Source organism: Streptomyces sp. NPDC045287 (genome assembly GCF_056432325.1).
In genome coordinates this window covers 552,521-569,398 of sequence record NZ_JBWKJG010000001.1, presented here as the reverse complement: position 1 = coordinate 569,398, position 16,878 = coordinate 552,521, and the positions used below count along the sequence as shown (strand labels likewise).

18 protein-coding genes are annotated in these 16,878 nt (G+C 75.8%); 9 read left to right on the top strand and 9 right to left on the bottom strand.

Features of this window, described 5'->3' with window-relative positions; all coding sequences use genetic code 11:
• Positions 1-101 precede the first annotated feature (101 nt).
• On the bottom strand, positions 102-1,742 hold the full coding sequence (locus tag AC07D6_RS02530; protein WP_479041330.1) for an MFS transporter: 1,641 nt from the start codon (positions 1,740-1,742) through the stop codon (positions 102-104).
• 154 nt (positions 1,743-1,896) lie between these two features.
• On the opposite strand from AC07D6_RS02530, the gene panB reads away from it, so the two are divergent.
• Together panB and AC07D6_RS02520 are read left to right on the top strand one after the other, a co-directional pair.
• On the top strand, positions 1,897-2,784 hold the full coding sequence (gene panB / locus AC07D6_RS02525) for a 3-methyl-2-oxobutanoate hydroxymethyltransferase (protein ID WP_479041328.1): 888 nt from the start codon (positions 1,897-1,899) through the stop codon (positions 2,782-2,784).
• 228 nt (positions 2,785-3,012) lie between these two features.
• Complete coding sequence (locus tag AC07D6_RS02520) at positions 3,013-3,819, top strand: site-2 protease family protein (RefSeq protein WP_479041326.1); 807 nt, start codon at positions 3,013-3,015, stop codon at positions 3,817-3,819.
• On the opposite strand, the gene AC07D6_RS02515 is transcribed toward AC07D6_RS02520, so the two are convergent.
• Positions 3,809-3,979 (bottom strand): hypothetical protein, encoded by a 171-nt coding sequence (locus AC07D6_RS02515; RefSeq protein ID WP_315878681.1) that lies wholly within the window; start codon positions 3,977-3,979, stop codon positions 3,809-3,811. The two genes, AC07D6_RS02520 and AC07D6_RS02515, sit on opposite strands and share 11 nt — an antisense overlap.
• Before the next feature lie 69 nt (positions 3,980-4,048).
• Positions 4,049-4,765 (bottom strand): NADPH-dependent F420 reductase, encoded by a 717-nt coding sequence (gene npdG / locus AC07D6_RS02510; protein WP_479041324.1) that lies wholly within the window; start codon positions 4,763-4,765, stop codon positions 4,049-4,051.
• A gap of 91 nt (positions 4,766-4,856) precedes the next feature.
• On the opposite strand from npdG, the gene AC07D6_RS02505 reads away from it, so the two are divergent.
• Together AC07D6_RS02505 and AC07D6_RS02500 are read left to right on the top strand one after the other, a co-directional pair.
• On the top strand, positions 4,857-5,465 hold the full coding sequence (locus AC07D6_RS02505) for a hypothetical protein (RefSeq protein WP_315878683.1): 609 nt from the start codon (positions 4,857-4,859) through the stop codon (positions 5,463-5,465).
• A 58-nt stretch (positions 5,466-5,523) separates the two neighbouring features.
• The gene (locus AC07D6_RS02500) at positions 5,524-6,792 is read left to right on the top strand and encodes an MFS transporter (RefSeq protein ID WP_315878684.1); all 1,269 of its coding nucleotides are present in this window, start codon (positions 5,524-5,526) and stop codon (positions 6,790-6,792) included.
• Between the two features lie 156 nt (positions 6,793-6,948).
• Here AC07D6_RS02500 and AC07D6_RS02495 read toward each other — a convergent pair whose 3' ends face one another.
• Positions 6,949-7,179 (bottom strand): hypothetical protein, encoded by a 231-nt coding sequence (locus AC07D6_RS02495; RefSeq protein WP_479041322.1) that lies wholly within the window; start codon positions 7,177-7,179, stop codon positions 6,949-6,951.
• 59 nt (positions 7,180-7,238) lie between these two features.
• On the opposite strand from AC07D6_RS02495, the gene map reads away from it, so the two are divergent.
• Together map and AC07D6_RS02485 are read left to right on the top strand one after the other, a co-directional pair.
• On the top strand, positions 7,239-8,096 hold the full coding sequence (map, locus tag AC07D6_RS02490) for a type I methionyl aminopeptidase (RefSeq protein WP_479041320.1): 858 nt from the start codon (positions 7,239-7,241) through the stop codon (positions 8,094-8,096).
• 181 nt (positions 8,097-8,277) lie between these two features.
• Positions 8,278-8,949: a biliverdin-producing heme oxygenase gene (locus AC07D6_RS02485; RefSeq protein ID WP_479041318.1), complete on the top strand. Its 672-nt coding sequence runs from the start codon at positions 8,278-8,280 to the stop codon at positions 8,947-8,949.
• Here the strand turns inward: AC07D6_RS02485 and AC07D6_RS02480 are convergent.
• Entirely contained in the window at positions 8,939-9,628 is a 690-nt protein-coding gene (locus AC07D6_RS02480) for a PhzF family phenazine biosynthesis protein (RefSeq protein WP_479041316.1), read from the bottom strand. The two genes, AC07D6_RS02485 and AC07D6_RS02480, sit on opposite strands and share 11 nt — an antisense overlap.
• 143 nt (positions 9,629-9,771) lie before the next feature.
• On the opposite strand from AC07D6_RS02480, the gene AC07D6_RS02475 reads away from it, so the two are divergent.
• Positions 9,772-10,752 carry an FTR1 family protein gene (locus AC07D6_RS02475; RefSeq protein WP_479041314.1) on the top strand — a complete coding sequence of 327 codons (981 nt, stop codon included), beginning with the start codon at positions 9,772-9,774 and terminating at the stop codon, positions 10,750-10,752.
• Positions 10,670-11,620: an SCO2278 family lipoprotein gene (locus tag AC07D6_RS02470; RefSeq protein ID WP_315878754.1), complete on the top strand. Its 951-nt coding sequence runs from the start codon at positions 10,670-10,672 to the stop codon at positions 11,618-11,620. Before AC07D6_RS02475 ends, AC07D6_RS02470 begins: the two co-directional genes overlap by 83 nt.
• 87 nt (positions 11,621-11,707) lie before the next feature.
• Here AC07D6_RS02470 and AC07D6_RS02465 read toward each other — a convergent pair whose 3' ends face one another.
• Together AC07D6_RS02465 and AC07D6_RS02460 are read right to left on the bottom strand one after the other, a co-directional pair.
• Positions 11,708-12,457, bottom strand: a complete 750-nt coding sequence (locus AC07D6_RS02465; RefSeq protein ID WP_479041312.1) for a bifunctional DNA primase/polymerase — start codon at positions 12,455-12,457, stop codon at positions 11,708-11,710.
• Between the two features lie 200 nt (positions 12,458-12,657).
• Entirely contained in the window at positions 12,658-13,287 is a 630-nt protein-coding gene (locus tag AC07D6_RS02460; RefSeq protein ID WP_479041310.1) for a TetR/AcrR family transcriptional regulator, read from the bottom strand.
• Between the two features lie 162 nt (positions 13,288-13,449).
• On the opposite strand from AC07D6_RS02460, the gene ddaH reads away from it, so the two are divergent.
• A complete protein-coding gene (gene ddaH / locus AC07D6_RS02455) occupies positions 13,450-14,283 on the top strand; it encodes a dimethylargininase (RefSeq protein ID WP_479041308.1) in 834 nt (277 codons plus the stop codon).
• 244 nt (positions 14,284-14,527) lie between these two features.
• Here the strand turns inward: ddaH and AC07D6_RS02450 are convergent, their stop codons facing one another.
• Complete coding sequence (locus AC07D6_RS02450) at positions 14,528-15,520, bottom strand: small ribosomal subunit Rsm22 family protein (RefSeq protein WP_479041306.1); 993 nt, start codon at positions 15,518-15,520, stop codon at positions 14,528-14,530.
• The gene (locus tag AC07D6_RS02445) at positions 15,517-16,845 is read right to left on the bottom strand and encodes a multidrug effflux MFS transporter (RefSeq protein ID WP_479041304.1); all 1,329 of its coding nucleotides are present in this window, start codon (positions 16,843-16,845) and stop codon (positions 15,517-15,519) included. The genes AC07D6_RS02450 and AC07D6_RS02445 overlap by 4 nt, the downstream gene beginning before the upstream one ends.
• Positions 16,846-16,878: the final 33 nt, after the last annotated feature.

Below are 16,878 nucleotides of genomic sequence, written 5' to 3'. Positions count from 1 at the left end.
GCCGGTGGAGTCCGCGCCGCGCCGCCCCGGGCGCACACGGCTGCCGGGCGCGAGGACGTCCACGCCGACAAGGCGCCGGACGCCTCCCCCGGCGCGTACGGCTACCGGGGGACCGCCTCCCGCGCGCCGCCCTCCGCCGCCCGCTCCCGGCCCCCCGGTGCCGGGCGGCGGCCCGGCAGGAACGCGGCGACCACCGCCGCCCCCAGCGCGGCGACGCAGGCCGCGCACAGGGCCGTCACGTGCATCGCCGCCAGGAACGCCGCGTGCGCCGGGGCGACCAGCGCCTCCCCCGCCGGGCCGAGCTGCCGCGCGGCGGCGAGGGTGGCCTCGACGGACTCGCCCGCCGCCGCCCGCTCGCCCGGCGGCACGGCGCCCAGGTGCCCCTCGATGCGGCCCCGGTAGACGGCCGACAACAGCGAGCCGAGCACGGCCACGCCGAGCGCCCCGCCGATCTGCCGGAACGTGTTGTTGACGGCCGACCCGGAGCCGGCCTTCTCGCGCGGCAGGGCCTGCATCACGGCGACCGTCACGGGCGGCATGACGTGGGCCATGCCCGCGCCCTGGGCGAACAGCACCAGCTCCACCACCCACACCGGCGTGCCCGTGTCGAAACCGGCGAACGCGGCCAGGCACGCGGCCACCACCAACAGCCCCGCCGCACACACCGTGCGCGCCCCGAACCGCCGCACCACCAGCCGGGAGCGCGGCGCGAACAGGAGCTGCGTCACCGCCAGCGGCAGGAGCAGCAGCCCGGCCTGGAGCGGGCTGAAGCCGCGCACGCTCTGCAGGTAGAACACCGAGACGAAGGTCACGCCCATCAGGGCGAAGAAGACCAGCGCGATCCCGCCCACCGCCGCCGAGAAGACGGGCTTGCGGAAGTACGCCATGTCGAGCGCCGGGTGCGGGCTGCGCCGCTCGTGGACGACGAACCCGGCCAGGACCAGCACCCCGCCCACGACGGGCAGCAGCACGGTCGGCTCGGTCAGGTCGGCCAGCTCGCCGCCCCGGATGATGCCGAACACCAGCAGCACCAGGCCGACGATCGACAGCGCCACCCCGCCCGGGTCGACCCGCCCGGGCGCGGGGTCGCGGGACTCCGGCACCAGCAGCGCCACGGCGACCAGCGAGACCGCCACGACCGGCACGTTGACCAGGAAGATCGACCCCCACCAGAAGTGCTCCAGCAGGAGCCCTCCCAGGACCGGGCCGACCGCGATGGCCACGCCGACCGCGCCGACCCACACGCCGATGGCCCGCGGCTGCTCGTCGCGCTCGAAGACGTTCATCAGGATGGCGAGCGTCGCCGGCATCACGAACGCGGCCCCGAACCCCATCACCGCCCGGTAGGCGACCAGCTCGACCGGCGAGTCCGCGAAGGCGGCCAGCGCCGAGGAGATCCCGAAGACCACCGTGCCGAACAGCAGCGTCCTGCGGCGGCCCAACCGGTCGCCGAGGAGGCCCGCCGTGAACAGCAGTCCCGCGAAGACCAAGGCGTACGCGTTGACGGCCCACTCCAGCTGGCTCTGGGTGGCGCCGATCCCGACGGGCGGCGGGCTCGCGACGGTCTTCACCGCCACGTTGAGGATCGAGTTGTCCAGCACCACGAACAGCAGGCTCAGCATCAGCACCGCGAGGATCGCCCAGCGGCGCCGGTGCACGTCCGGCGGCACCTCCGGCACCCGGTCCGGTACGCCGTCGTGGGAGGGGCGCGGGGCGTGCGGCGGGGGCGGGGGCCGGTCCATGGGCCCACCGTAGGACGGATTCCGGGACGGCGCCGTCCCGGATTGCTCCCCCCGCGTGCTCCCCCACTTCCCCCCGTACGGCACGAAGTGCCACCATGGACGTGGTCCGGGGACGCCGTCAGGGCGCCTCGAGATGACGAAGGAGCCGTTTCACATGACGCTTCAGCCTGCCCGGAAACAGCCCGGCGACAGCAGCGCGGAGCAGGGCGCCACCCACCCCAGGGCGCTGTACGGCGGTAAGGGCACGCGCCGCATCACCGTCCACGACATCGCCGCCGCCAAGGAGCGCGGCGAGAAGTGGCCCATGCTGACCGCGTACGACGCGATGACGGCGTCGGTCTTCGACGAGGCCGGCATCCCGGTCCTCCTCGTCGGCGACTCCATGGGCAACTGCCACCTCGGCTACGAGACCACCGTGCCCGTCACGATGGACGAGATGGCCCTCCTGTCCGCCGCCGTCGTCCGGGGCACCAAGCGCGCCCTCGTCGTCGGCGACCTGCCGTTCGGCTCCTACCAGGAGGGCCCCGTACAGGCCCTGCGGTCGGCGACGCGGCTGGTGAAGGATGCCGGCGTCGGCGCGGTCAAGCTGGAGGGCGGCGAGCGCTCGCTGCCCCAGACGCGGATGCTGGTCCAGGCCGGGATCCCGGTGATGTCCCACCTCGGCCTGACCCCGCAGTCCGTGAACACCATGGGCTACCGGGTGCAGGGCCGCGCCGACGAGGACGCGCACCGGCTGCTGCGGGACGCCAAGGCGGCGCAGGACGCGGGCGCGTTCGCGGTCGTCCTGGAGCTCGTACCGGCCGAGCTGGCCGCCGAGGTCACCCGCTCCCTGCACATCCCGACGATCGGCATCGGCGCGGGCCCGGACACGGACGCGCAGGTCCTCGTGTGGACGGACATGGCCGGCCTGACCGGCGGCAAGGTGCCGCGCTTCACCAAGCAGTACGCCGATCTGCGCCGCACCCTGGGCGACGCGGCGCAGGCGTTCGCGCAGGACGTCGCCGGCGGCGCGTTCCCCGCCGAGGAGCACACCTTCCACTGAGCCGCCCCGCCGAGGAGCGCACCCTCCACCGAACCGCCCCGCCCCGCCCCGTCGAGGAGCACACCCTCCACCGAGCCACTGCGGCACGGACGACAGCCCGCCGACTTCCCCCATCGGCGGGCTGTCGGCACGCCGCGGCCCCGCCGCCGGCGAGGGGCCCCTCCGGCCCGGTCCGCCCTCCGGCGCGGGGCGGTACGGTCGTCGTCCCCGACCGAGGAGGCTCCGCCCGTGGCCGTCGCAGCATCCCGCCGGATCAGCCCCGTGTTCCTCGGGATCGCCGCCGTCACCGCGGTCGCCGGATGGGCGGTCTGGGGCCGCCCCGGGGCCGGACCCGGGCTCGGCGTCGCGGTGTTCCTGTTCGTCACCGGGGCGTGGGTCGTGTCGCTGTGCCTGCACGAGTACGCGCACGCCCGGACCGCGCTGCACGGCGGCGACGCGTCCGTGGCGGCGAGGGGCTACCTGACGCTGGACCCGCTGAAGTACACCCACGCCGTGCTGAGCGTCCTGCTGCCGGTGCTGTTCCTGGTGATGGGCGGGATCGGGCTGCCGGGCGGGGCCGTGTTCATCGAGCGGCACCGCATCCGGGGCCGTCTGCGGCTCAGCCTGGTCTCGGCGGCGGGGCCGCTGGCGAACGCGCTGTTCGCGCTCGGGTGCGCGGCGCCGTTCTGGCTGGGCGCGCTCGACGGCGCCCCGGTGGGCTTCCGGTTCGCGCTGGCGTTCGTGGCGCTGCTCCAGGTGACGGCGGCGGTCCTGAACGCCCTGCCGGTGCCGGGGCTCGACGGGTACGGGGTGGTGGAGCCGTGGCTGCCGGAGCGGGTCCGGCGGGGGGTCGAGCCGTTCGCGCCGTACGGGCTGCTCGCCGTGTTCGTGCTGCTGCTCGCGCCGGAGGTGAACCAGGTGTTCTTCGGCCTGGTCGACGGGGTGCTCGGCGCGCTGGGCGTCGCCGGGGCGGAGTCGTCCTGCGGACGGGACCTCTACCGCTTCTGGCAGGAGGCCGACCCGGTCTGCGCGTTCCTCGTGGACGTCACCCGGTGACCTGGCGGGAGCGCCGCCAGTAGTACCAGGACATGTTGGAGGAGACACCGGCGAGCAGCACCCACACGATGCCGAGCCAGTTGCCCTGGACGAACGAGACCACGGCCGCGACGGCGGCGAGGACGCAGACGGCGAGCGCGTAGAGGGCGAGGCGGGGCATGGGGGTCGGCTCCTGTCCGGTGCGGGGGGCGGTCCCGTCCAGTGTCCCCCATGCGCCCCGGTGGCCCGCTCAGCGGTCCCGCGTCTCCTGGACGTCGGTGACGCGCAGCCCGGCGTGGGCCTTGTAGCGGCGGTTGACGGCGATCAGGTTGGCGACGAGCGACTCGACCTGGTGGGCGCCCCGGAGCCGGCCCGCGTAGACGCCCCGCATGCCGGGGATCCGGGCGGCGAGGGCCTGCACGAGGTCCGTGTCGGCGCGCTTCTCGCCGAGGACCATCACGTCCGTGTCGATCTCGTCGACCGTCTCGTCCTGGAGCAGCACGGCCGACAGGTGGTGGAACGCGGCGGTCACCCGCGACTCGGGGAGCAGCGCGGCGGCCTGCTGGGCGGCGCTGCCCTCCTCCGGCTTGAGCGCGTACGCGCCCTGCTTGTCGAAGCCGAGCGGGTTCACGCAGTCGACGACGAGCTTGCCGCGCAGCTCCTCGCGCAGCGCCGCGAGGGTCGCGGCGTGGCCCTCCCAGGGCACGGCCACGATCACGATGTCGCTGCGACGGGCGCACTCGGCGTTGTCGGCGCCCTCGACGCCGAGGCCCAGTCCGGCGGCGGCCTCGCGGGCCCGCTCCGCGGCGCGCGAACCGATGATCACCTTCTGGCCCGCGCGGGCCAGCCGGTAGGCGAGGCCGCGCCCCTGGTCGCCGGTGCCGCCGAGGACGCCGACGACGAGGCCGGACACGTCGGGCAGGTCCCAGGGGTCCCGGGCGGGCTTCTTGGTCTCCGTCTCACTCATGGTGCCGACACTACGTGCCACCGCCCCCGTACGGGTGACAGCCCCGCGAAGCGCCGCGCCGGGCGGGCCGGGGCGGGCAGGATGCGGCGCCATGGATGCCGTACGGGTCGCCCTGCTCCGTGACGTGCTCGCCGGGACCGCGTGGCCGGCGGCGGCGCGCGGCTTCGCGGGGGCGCTGCGCTCGTCCGTCACGCGGCACGGCGGCGGGCTGCTGCTGGTGGGCACCGCGGAGTACGAGCCGTGGCACCTGGCCGCGCACCTGGTGGACGAGGCGATGTGGGCGGGCCTTCCGGAGTTGGCGCCCACTCTCGTACGGCACCGGGTGCGGCCCTCGGACCCGGCGCACCTGGCGGTGGGGCTGGGTCGGCTGGAGGCGGCCGGGCGGGGCGCGACGCTGCTGGTCGTGGCGCCGGACCGGCCGGACGGCGGCCTGCTGGAGCGGGTGCACGGGGCGCGGCGGGCCGGGGCGACGGTGCTGTCGCTGGACGGCGGCGACCGGGAGGTCCACGGCCTGGCGCACGAGTCGCTCACCGTCGACCCGGCGCGCGACGAGGGCGTCGACCTGGACACGGTGCAGCACCTGGTGAGCGCGGCGGCCGGGGAGAACAGCCTGCCCGCGCCCCGGGGCCGAGCCCGGCTGCGCGACCGGCTGTCCCGGCTCGCCGACCACCTGACGTCGCCGCCGCCCACGCGCTGGTAGGCGCGCGCCGGTAAAACCGGTTGCCCGGGGCAGCGGCCCGCGCGCAGCATGGCGCCCCGTGACCTCGAAGCTGTCCGCCGTGCTGCCCGACCTCTCCCCCTGGCGGGCCTCGCGCGACTTCCGTCTGCTGTGGGTGCAGGGGCTCGTCGCCTACTTCGGCAGTTTCACGGCGATGGTCGCGCTGCCGCTCCAGATCAAGGAGCTCACCGGTTCGCCGTTCGCCGTGGGTGCCATGGGCGCGGTCGAGCTGGTCCCGCTGGTCGTGTTCGGCCTGTACGGGGGCGCGCTCGCCGACGCGGTCGACCGGCGGCGGATGATCCTCGCCACGGAGGCGGGGCTGGCGCTGCTCGCCGCCGTCCTGCTGCTGAACGCGCTGCTGCCCGAGCCGATGCTGTGGCCGCTGTACGCCGTGGCGGCCGGGGTCTCCGCGATGGCCGGGCTCCAGCGGCCCGCGCTGGACGCGCTGATCGCCCGGATCGTGCCGCACGACCAGCTCCCGGCCGCCGCCGCGCTCAACGCGCTGCGCTGGCAGTTGGGCGCCGTCGCCGGGCCCGCGCTGGCGGGCCTCGTCGTGGCGTACGCGGGGCACGGCACGGCGTACGCCACGACGGTGTGCTGCTTCGCCGTGTCCGTGCTGCTGTGCCTGCGCCTCTCCCCCGCCCCGCCCGTGAGCGGCGCGGGCGGGCCGTCGCTGCGGGGCATCGCGGAGGGCGCGCGGTACGCCTGGTCGCGGCCCGTGCTGCTCGGCACGTACGCGGTCGACCTCGCCGCGATGCTGCTGGCGTACCCGCCGACGCTGTACCCGTTCCTCGCGGACGAGCTGGGTGCCCCGTGGTCGCTGGGGTTGATGTACGCGGCGGGGTCCGCGGGGTCGGTGGTGCTCACCCTGACGAGCGGGTGGACGTCCCGGGTGCGGCGGCACGGGCTGATGGTGGTGGTCGGCGCCGCCGGGTGGGGGCTGGCGGTCGCGGGCGCCGGCTGGTTCGACGACGTGTGGGTGGTGCTGCTGTGCCTGGCGGTGGCGGGCGCGGGCGACATGCTGAGCGGCCTCGGCCGGTCGACGATCTGGAACCAGACGATCCCCGACCACCTGCGGGGGCGGCTGGCCGGGATCGAGGTGCTGTCGTACAGCGTGGGCCCGCAACTGGGGCAGGTGCGGGCGGGCGCCATGGCCGGGTGGACCGGCACGCGCGGGGCCGTGTGGGGCGGCGGGCTGGCGTGCGTCGCGGCGGTGGGGCTGCTGGCCGCGGCGCTGCCGCGGCTCGTGTCGTACGACGCCGCGACCGACCCCGACGCGCGGCGCCGGCGGGCGGCCGGGGCGCCGTAGGGCCCGGTGGGAGACCCCGGCGGGCACCGCGACCACCTCGTCGGACGGCCCGCGCGTCACGGGGCCGCCCCCGCCGCTCCGGACGGGCGCCGGGGGCGGCCCGCCGCACCCGCCGAGCCCGCCCGGCACACCGGCGGCCCGGCGGTCCGGGCGCGGCTATCCCTCCCGGGGCCCCGCTCCGGGGGTGTCGTGCCAGCGGGGGTCGGTCTCCCACTGGGCGTTCCGCTCGCGCGCGGTCTCCATCGCGTGCCCCGCCGCCTCCGGCGACGCGTAGGGGCCAAACCTGTCCTTCGCGGGGCACTCCGGCCCCTCCTCCACCTTCCGGTGCTCCAGGCAGTAGTACCACTCGCCCGGTTTGCCCGCCGTGCGCTTCTTGAACAGGGCCATGTCCCGCTCCTTCCTCTGTCGCCATGGTGCCCCGGCCCGCCCTGGTTAGACTCGCTGGCATGTCTGGCCAGTCGCTGCTCGTCCCGGGGGAGCTGTCCCCCATCCGTTCCGTCCCCGGATCCATCCGGCGGCCCGAGTACGTCGGGAAGCCCGCTCCGAAGCCGTACGACGGCCCCGAGGTCCAGGACTCCGACACGATCGAGCGGATGCGCATCGCGGGTCGCATCGCCGCGCGGGCGATGGAGGAGGCCGCCAAGCACATCGCGCCCGGCGTCACCACCGACGAGCTGGACCGCGTCGCCCACGAGTACATGTGCGACCACGGCGCCTACCCCTCGACGCTGGGCTACCGGGGCTTCCCCAAGTCGCTGTGCGCCTCGGTCAACGAGGTCATCTGCCACGGCATCCCCGACTCGACCGTCCTGCGGGACGGCGACATCGTGAACCTGGACGTCACGGCGTACATCCACGGCGTCCACGGCGACAACAACGCCACGTACCTGTGCGGCGACGTCGACGAGGAGTCGCGGCTGCTCGTCGAGCGGACCCGCGAGGCGCTCAACCGGGCCATCAAGGCCGTCAGGCCGGGCCGGCAGGTCAACGTGATCGGGCGCGTCATCGAGTCGTACGCCAAGCGCTTCGGCTACGGCGTCGTGCGGGACTTCACCGGGCACGGCATCAGCACGTCGTTCCACTCCGGCCTGATCATCCCGCACTACGACTCGCCGCACGCCACGACCGTGATGCGGCCCGGCATGACCTTCACGATCGAGCCGATGCTGACGCTGGGCACCCACGAGTACGACATGTGGGAGGACGGCTGGACCGTGGTGACGAAGGACCGCAAGCGGACCGCGCAGTTCGAGCACACGCTCGTGGTGACGGACGGCGGGGCGGAGATCCTCACGTTGCCCTGACGTCCCCGAGGGGTACCGTTTTACCGACAGGCCGTCGGAAAGCAGGTGACTTGGGCACGCCCGAGCAGGAGGATCGGGTGCGGCGGCGCCCCGGCGCGCACGCGTGACAGCGCGCGCCGGCGCCGCACGCCCGCTCGTCCACCACGCGACTTTCCGCCCCATCGGTCCCCGGAGGCCCGCCTTGGACGCCAGCGCCACCCCCGCCGCCATCCCCTTCTCGACCCTCATCCGCACCGCGTCCCAGGGAGCGCACACGGAGGCCGAGAACTCGACCTTCATGAGCGACCTGCTCGGCGGTCGCCTGGGAGTGGACGCCTTCGCCCGCTACACCGAGCAGTTGTGGTTCGTGTACCGGGCCCTGGAGGCCGCCGCGGACGGGCTGGCCGACGACCCGGTCGCCGGGCCCTTCATACGGCCCGAGCTGTACCGCACCCGGGAGCTGGAGCGGGACCTCGCGCACCTGCGGGGCACCGGCTGGCGGACCCTCGCCTCGCCGCTGCCGTCGACCGCCGCGTACGCCGCCCGCGTCGAGGAGTGCGCCCGCACCTGGCCGGCGGGGTACGTCGCCCACCACTACACGCGCTACCTCGGCGACCTCTCCGGCGGCCAGGTCATCCGCGACCGGGCGGAGCGCCAGTGGGGCTTCGCGCGCAAGGGCGACGGCGTCCGCTTCTACGTCTTCGACGCCATCGCCAACCCGGCGGCGTTCAAGCGCGCCTACCGCGAGCTGCTGGACTCGGTGGACGTCGACGACCTGGAGAAGCAGCGGATCGTCGACGAGTGCAGGCGCGCCTTCGCCTTCAACACGGCCGTCTTCCGCGAGCTGGGCGAGGAGTACCCGCTCAGCGCGTGAGCGGCCCGGAGCCGAGGTGGCGGACCCGTCCGCCCAGTTCGATCACGCCGTCGGGGCCCGGGGCCGTCATGATCTGCGAGCCTCGGCCCTGCGTGATGTTCAGGGCCCGGCCCAGCAGCGCCGTCAGCAGCAGCGCCGCCGCGCCCGTCGCCTCGTCCTCGTCCACGCCGTCGCCCCGGCCGGGAAAGGCGCGGGCGCGGACCCGCCCGGCGGCCTCCTCCTCCCACGCCCAGGCGTACAACCTCCCCCGCTCCGCGGGAGGTGCCCCCACCCCCGGCGGCGGCACGTCCAGCGCCTCCACCTCGGCGGCGGAGCCGTACTGGTGCAGGGTGCGCGGCGGCGCCCACTCGGGGCGCGCCCCGATCCAGGTGAACTCCCCGTCGTGGCGCGCCCACACCTCGCCGACCGGGAGGTCGAGCACCTCCAGGTCGAGCAGCCAGGCGGCGCCGACGACGGGGTGGCCGGCGAAGGGCAGCCGGACGCTCGGCGTGTAGACGTCGAGGACGCCGCGCTCGGGGTCGTCGACGAACACCGTCTCGCTGTGGCCGAGTTCCTTCGCGAGCGCCTGCCGGGACGCCTCGTCGGGGCGGGCGCGGCCGTCGCGTACGACGCCGAGCCGGTTGCCGTGCCGCCCGTCGGGGCCGCAGAAGACGGCCAGGACGTCGTATGCAGTGTTCACCGGGGCATTCAAGCACGGGGCCGGGACGCGGGGCGGGCGTCCGCGGACGGGGCCCGGTCGGTACGGTGGGCGGACCCGCCGCGGAGCACGTCGTCGGCGGGCGCGTGTGCCGGACCCGTCGAAGACCCGTCGAAAGGCTCCCCGTGCTCGGCTCCCATCTGGCAGGGCTGCGCGGCGGCTTGGAGGCCGCCCTGCTCCTCGGACTGCTCGCCGCGTGGCTCGGGCGCGGCCGGGGGGCCGCCGGGGCGCCCGGCCGGGCGGGCGGCGGCGGGCGGGCGCTGTGGGGCGGGGCCGCAGCGGCGGCGCTGCTGGCCCTGGGCCTCGGATGGCTGTTCACGTACGGGGACCGGGAGGTGACGCGGGAGGCGGGCACGGTGCTCGGGGGCGTCTTGTCGGTGGCGGCGGCCGGGTGCGTCACGCGGGTGGTGTTCCGGCCGTGCGGGGCGCGCGGCGGACTCGCGGGCGCGGCCGGGTTCCTGGTGGTGGCGCGGGAGGGCCTGGCGACGGCGCTGTTCGTGTGGGCGGCCGTGTCGGCGGCCCTCGACGAGGCCGGGTCGGCGGGCCCGCTGGGCATGGTGCTGCTGGGCCTCGCCGTCGCCGCGCTCCTCGGCTGGGCCGCCCACCTCGGCGTACGGCGGCTGCCGCCGGCCCGGTTCCGCGCCTGGGCGGGCGGCGCGCTGCTCGTCGTCGCGGCGGGGGTGCTGGCGCGGGGGGTGCGCGACCTCCAGGACGCGGGCCCGCTGGGCGGGTTGCTCGCGGACCGGGCGGTCGACCTGGGCGGCGCGGTGTCGCCGGACCACTGGCCGGGGGCGCTGTTGGAGGGCGCCCTCAACGTACGGCCCGACCCGTCGGTGCTCCAGGTCGCGGTGTGGGCCCTGTACCTGGTGCCGGCACTCGTGCTCGCCCTGTCACCGGTAGGGTTCGGTCGGTCGGTGCCGGTCGGGGTCGAGGAGCAGAAGAGAACCGATGCGAGGGCTGGTGAAGGTGCTGGGCCGGGGGTTGGTCCGCAGGGGCCGGCGTCCGCTGTCGGCGGTCGCGGCGGTGGCGGCGCTGACGCTGGCGGCGAGCGGCTGCGTGACGGTGCACGGCGAGCTGGCGGTCGTGCCGACGGCGACCCGCGATGAGGCCGCACGGGCGCTGAAGGACTTCACCGAGGCGTACAACGCCGCCGACAAGGCGTACGACCCGACCCTCGACGCGCACCGGGTGACCGGCTCGCTCGGCGCCATCAACCAGGCCGGTCTGAAGGCGCGGTCGGTGACGGACCCGGACGGCAACCCCCGGCACCAACCGCTGGAGCTGGGCGACGCCAAGTTCGTCATCCCCAAGAAGGCGGGCTGGCCCCGCTGGTTCGTCGCCGACACCGACTCGAACCGGGACACCGACGAGGGCGAGGGCGACAACCGCTGGCTGCTGCTGTTCGTCCGCGAGGGGGCCGACCGGATGTGGGAGGCGGCGCACCTCGCGATCCTCGCCCCCGACCGGGTGCCCGCGTTCCGGACCGACGCGGACGGCTGGGCCGCGCCCGCCCCGGCGGACGGCGCGACGCTGGCGGCGGCCCCCCGCGATCTGGGCCGGGACTACGCCGCGTACATGAAGTCCGGCGAGCCGAAGGTGTTCGCGGACGGCCCGCACACCTCGCGGCTGCGGGAGGACCGCGCGAAGATCGCCAACCGGCCGGGGCTCTCGCTCCAGTTCGCCGACCAGGCCCTGGACACGGGCGCGTTCGCGCCGGTGGGGCTGGTCACCGAGGACGGCGGGGCGCTGGTGTTCTTCTCGAACCGCGTCTACGAGCGGGCCACCACCGCCCGCGGCTACCGGCCCCGGGTGACGCCCGAGGAGAAGCCGCTGCTCACCGGCGAGGTCCGTGACACGCTCACCAAGGAGTGGGTGACGAGCCTGACCGCCCTCGTGAAGCCGGGCCCCGCCGACGCGGACCAGGTGACGATCGTGAACCGCATCCAGGGCGTGACGGCCCTCAAGGGCTCCTGACCCCGGTGCGTCCTGACCCCGGTGCGCCGGCGGCACGCGCGCCGGCGGGTCAGCGGCACGCGCGCCGGCCGCCGGCGGGTCAGCGGGTCAGCGGGTCAGCGGCCACGCCACCGCGTGGTGGCCGTGCTCGTCGTCGTACTGCTCGGCGTGGCGGGCGCAGGCGTCGGTGAGCGCCTCCAGCAGGGTCAGCGGGTCCGGCAGCGGGTGCTCGGGCCCCCGCACCCACTCCACCGCGTGGTCGCCGGGCAGCCGCGCCGGCGGTACGAGGACGTAGCTGCCGCGGCAGTGCCAGCGCAGGCCCGGGTGCTCGTCCATCGTCTCGGGGTGGCAGTCCAGCTCGCAGGGCCACCACTCGTCCTCGTCCTCGGGCGTGCCGCGCGTGGCCGTGAAGAACAGCGCGCGGCCCCCGCCCAGCGCGTCCCCCGACTCCGCGACCGGGCCCACCTCGACGCCCTCGGCGAGCAGCCGCTCCAACGCGGCGCGACCGGCCTCCAACGGAACGTCCAGGACGTCGTGGACCATGCCGGTCGCGGTGATGAAGTTGGCCTGCGGCTGGCCGTGCGCCCACCGCTCGATCTGGGCCCGGTCGGTGGTGGACTGCGTCTGCCAGGCGAAGGAGACGGGGTGGCGGGCGGGCGTGGGACAGCCGATGCGCTCGCACGAACAGCGGTAGCCGACCGGGTACGCGGCGGGGGCGAGCGGCAGTCCCGCGGCGGCCGCGGCCAGGAGCAGTTCCTCCCGGCCCGGCGTGTCGGCGGCGGACCTCCTCGGGCGGCGGCGCAGCCACTGCGCGAGTTTGCTCTCCGTGCCGCGGTAGCGGCCGATGCCGTCGCCCATCTATCCCCTCACACCTGCGTACGAGCCCCTGTGGTCCCTGCCATGGTCCCACCATCCCGCGCCGCGGGTGACAGGACTCCTCGACCCGGGGGCGGCCGTCGCGACCGGGCGGGCCGCCGAACCGGCCGGGTTGCCGGATTTCGTCCGGGTATGCCTGCCGTTCGTCCGTCGTTCACCGTGAGGTGGTCCACGCGTCGGGTTCAGCGGGCGGCGATGCCGTGGAGGGCGTACTCGACGAGTTCGTCGGCGTAGGCGTGGGTGAGCGGGCGGGTGCGCAGCAGCCAGCGGTGGGTGAGCGGGCCGACGAACAGCTCCAGGGCGATGCGCGGGTCGACGCCGGGGCGTACGTGGCCGGCCTCCCGGGCGGCGGTGAGGCGCTCCACGTACAACTGGAGCTGGGGCTCCAGGAGCCGCTCGACGAACCGGGCCCCGAGCTCCGGGTCGACGACGCCCTCGGCGGTGAGGGCGCGGGTGGGGGCCTCGAAGCGGGGGTCGTTGAGCTCGTCGACGGTGGCGCGCAGCACCGCCTTGAGGTCGGCGGCGAGGTCCCCGGTGTCGGGCAGCCCGCCCGCCGTCTCCGCCTCCGCCCCGCCGGACCGGCCCGCCAGGTCGAGGAACGCGTCGAGGAGGACGGCGCCCTTCGACGGCCACCAGCGGTAGATGGTCTGCTTGCCGACGCCGGCCCGGGCGGCGATGCCCTCGACCGTGGTCCGGGCGTACCCCACCTCGCCGACGAGGGCGAGGGCGGCGTCGAAGATGGCGCGGCGGGAGCGTTCGCTGCGGCGCGTGGCGTCGGGCGTCCGCGGGGACGCCGCCGGGGGCTCGGACATGGCGGTCAATCTACCAAGGGGGCGGACCGGTACGTCTCGTCTCGGGCCGCTCCGGTGAACCTCCGGTGACCGTGCGTACGGTCCGCTGCGCGCGGGCGCTCCGCGGCGCACCATGGCGGTGCGCGCACACCGCGTGCGCCGGTCGTTCGTGAGGAGCCCCCGTTGCCTCGTGACGCTTCACCCCGCCGCTACCTGATGTGCCCACCCACGCACTTCAGGGTGACGTACTCCATCAACCCCTGGATGGATCCGGCGAAACCGGTCGACCTCCCGCTCGCCCTCGCCCAGTGGGAGGACCTGCGGGACCGCTACCGCGCCCTCGGCCACACCGTCGAACTGCTGGAGCCCCGACCCGGCCTGCCCGACATGGTGTTCGCCGCCAACGGCGCCACCGTCGTCGACGGCCGCGTGCTGGGCGCCCGCTTCCTGTACCCGGAGCGGGCGGCCGAGGCGGAGGCGCACCGCGCCTGGTTCCGCGCCCGCGGCTACCCGGACGTCCACGAGCCCGAGCACGTCAACGAGGGCGAGGGCGACTTCGCCGTCACGGCCTCCTACCTGTTGGCCGGCCGGGGCTTCCGCTCGACGTCCCTGGCGGGCGACGAGGCGCAGGAGTTCTTCGGCAGGCCGGTGATCGGGCTGGACCTGGTGGACCCGCGCTACTACCACCTGGACACGGCGCTGTGCGTCCTGGACGACGCGGCCGACGAGGTCATGTACTACCCGGGCGCGTTCTCGCCCGGCAGCCGCAGGGTGCTGGCCCGGCTGTTCCCCGACGCGCTGGTCGCCGAGGAGGCGGACGCGGCGGCGCTCGGGCTGAACGCCGTGAGCGACGGGCGGCACGTGCTGCTCCCGCAGGCGGCGGTCGGCCTGTTCGCGCCGCTGCGGCGGCGCGGGTTCGAGCCCGTCGGCATGGACCTGGGCGAGCTGCTCAAGGGCGGCGGCAGCGTGAAGTGCTGCACGCAGGAGCTGCGCGGCACCCCGTCCGGCGCGGCCTGACGCGGCGGCCCGGGAGCCGAGGGGCGCGCGGCCGTCAGGCGCGTGCGACGCGCGCCGGGGCGCCGCCCCGTGGTCCGCCCCGTGGAGCCGGAGGGACGCGCGGGGACCGGGAGGGCATGCGGGTGCCGGAAGGCACGCGGGGCCGGGAGGACGCGCGGGGCCGGGAGGACGATCGCGCGCGGGCGCGCGGCGCTGGGCGTCCGTCCTCCCGGCACCCCCTGGGCGCCCCGGGGCGGAGCGGGCCCTACCAGGCGTCGCCCCATTCGGCGTCCCGGGCCTCCTTGTACCGCGCGCCGTGCCGCTTGGTGACCGTGTCGCGCCGCAGGCCCTCCTCCGCGGTGCACAGGTCGAGCAGGACCTGCCCCTTGCGGATCTGTGGCCTGCGCACCACCCGCGCGACCGCCGGCTCCACCGGGAAGCGGACCGCCGCGACGTACGCGAACTTCTCGTCCTCGTACGCGAGGGAGCCGCCCTTCACCTGCCGGTGCAGCGACGAGCGGCTGACCCGCGCCGAGAAGTGGCACCAGTCGGTGCCCGGCGCGATCGGGCAGGCGGCGCTGTGCGGGCAGGGGGCGGCGACCCGCAGGCCCGCCCCGGTCAGCTGGTCGCGGGCGGCGATGATCCGCTCGTACCCGTCGGGGGTGCCCGGCTCGACGATCAGCACGGCCGCGGTGGCGCGGGCGGTCTCGGCGACGAGCGCCGCCCGGTCGGCCGGGGCCAGCTCCTTCAGCACGTACGAGACGGTGACGAGGTCCACCGGGTCGAGCCGCAGCGCCCCGCCGATGCGGGCCCGCCGCCACTCGGCGCCGCGCAGGCCGGGCGCGCCGGACGCGGCGGCCAGCTCCCGGCCGAGAGCGAGGGCGGGTTCGGACCAGTCGAGGACGGTGGTGCGGGGCGCCCCGCCGCCCTCCTCCCCCCACGCCTCGGCGACCGCCCAGCTCGCCGCTCCGGTGCCGCCGCCGACGTCGGCGTGGGTGGCGGGCCGCCACCCGGGCGCGGCATCGCGCAGGGCGGCCAGCGCGGACCGCACCGCCTCGAACGTGGCGGGCATGCGGTACGCGGCGTACGCGGCGACGTCCGCGCGGTCCCGCAGCACGGGCGCGTCGGTGGGGGTGGTGCCGCGGTAGCTGGCGATGAGCCGGTCGACGGCCTGCGCCGCCTTGGTGGGCGGCAGCCCGTCGAGCAGCCCGGCGAGGGCGGCGCGCAGGGCGTCCGAGGTCGGGAGGGTGGCGTTCACCGACCCATGGTAGGCGGGCCGGCGGGGGTGCCGGTGTGCCGCCAGGGACGGCACAGCCCGAGGAAGCAGGCGACGGCGGCCAGCGCGCACACGAGCTGGACGACGGCCATCGGCACGGCCGTGTGCTCCCCGGCGATGCCGACCAGCGGCGAGGCGATCGCGCCGACGAGGAACGAGGAGGTGCCCAGCAGCGCGGAGGCGGAGCCGGCGGCGTGCGGGGTGCGCATCAGGGCCTGCGTGTTGGTGTTCGGCATGGCGAGGCCCATCGCCGACATGAGGACGAACAGTCCGGCGGCGACCGGGACGAGGCCCACCTCGCCGAAGACGCCGCCGGTCATCAGGAGCAGCGCGGTCGCGGCGGCGACGATCACGGCGAGGCCGGTGGCGAGGGCCTTGTCGAGGCTGACGCGGCCGACGAGCAGCTTGCCGTTGATCTGGCCGACGGCGACCAGGCCGATCGAGTTGATCCCGAACAGGAGGCTGAACGTCTGCGGCGACGCCCCGTAGATCTCCTGCACCACGAACGGCGAGGCGCTGATGTACGCGAAGAGCGCGGCGAAGGCGAAGCCGCCGGACAGCATGTAGCCGGTGAACACCCGGTCGGCGAGCAGCCCGCGCATGGTGCGCAGGGCGGACCCCACGCCGCCGCCGTGCCGCCGGGCGGGCGGCAGCGTCTCGTGGAGCCACTTCCACACGACGAACGTGAGCAGCGCGCCGACCGCGGTGAGGACGTGGAAGACGCCCCGCCAGTCCGTGGTCCGCAGGATCTGCCCGCCGATGAGCGGCGCGACGACGGGGGCGACGCCGGAGATCAGCATGAGGGTGGAGAAGAACCGGGCCATCTCCACGCCGTCGTACAGGTCGCGGACGACGGCGCGGGCGATGACGATGCCCGCCGCGCCCGCGAGGCCCTGGAGCAGCCGGAACGCGATGAGCAGCGCGACGTTCGGCGCGAGCGCGCAGGCGGCGGTGGCGAGGACGTACACGGCCATGCCGGCGAGGAGGGGGCGGCGGCGCCCCCACTTGTCGCTCATCGGGCCGACGACGAGCTGGCCGAGCGCCATGCCGGCGAGGCAGGCGGTGAGGGTGAGCTGGACGGTCGCGGCGGGCGACCGCAGGGACCCGGTGACCTCCGGGAGGGCCGGGAGGTACATGTCCATGGAGAGCGGCGGCAGCGCGGTCAGCCCGCCGAGGACGAGGGTGACGAGGAGGCCGACGGCGCGGCGCGCGGCCGGGGGCGGCGGAGCGGTCGGGGTCTCGGCTCGGGTGGTGGGTATCGGTCCTCGGACGGTCTGTCCCTGCGTGCTCGGGCCGCTCTCCGGCATCTCGTCTCCTGTCCTGGGTGGTTCCCGCCTATG

Coding starts and splice junctions, on each gene's coding strand:
- AC07D6_RS02530 (WP_479041330.1), bottom strand. CDS start 1,742: ATGGACCGGCCCCCGCCCCCGCCGCACGCCCCGCGCCCCTCCCACGAC.
- panB (WP_479041328.1), top strand. CDS start 1,897: ATGACGCTTCAGCCTGCCCGGAAACAGCCCGGCGACAGCAGCGCGGAG.
- AC07D6_RS02515 (WP_315878681.1), bottom strand. CDS start 3,979: ATGCCCCGCCTCGCCCTCTACGCGCTCGCCGTCTGCGTCCTCGCCGCC.
- npdG (WP_479041324.1), bottom strand. CDS start 4,765: ATGAGTGAGACGGAGACCAAGAAGCCCGCCCGGGACCCCTGGGACCTG.
- AC07D6_RS02505 (WP_315878683.1), top strand. CDS start 4,857: ATGGATGCCGTACGGGTCGCCCTGCTCCGTGACGTGCTCGCCGGGACC.
- AC07D6_RS02495 (WP_479041322.1), bottom strand. CDS start 7,179: ATGGCCCTGTTCAAGAAGCGCACGGCGGGCAAACCGGGCGAGTGGTAC.
- map (WP_479041320.1), top strand. CDS start 7,239: ATGTCTGGCCAGTCGCTGCTCGTCCCGGGGGAGCTGTCCCCCATCCGT.
- AC07D6_RS02465 (WP_479041312.1), bottom strand. CDS start 12,457: ATGGGCGACGGCATCGGCCGCTACCGCGGCACGGAGAGCAAACTCGCG.
- AC07D6_RS02460 (WP_479041310.1), bottom strand. CDS start 13,287: ATGTCCGAGCCCCCGGCGGCGTCCCCGCGGACGCCCGACGCCACGCGC.
- AC07D6_RS02445 (WP_479041304.1), bottom strand. CDS start 16,845: ATGCCGGAGAGCGGCCCGAGCACGCAGGGACAGACCGTCCGAGGACCG.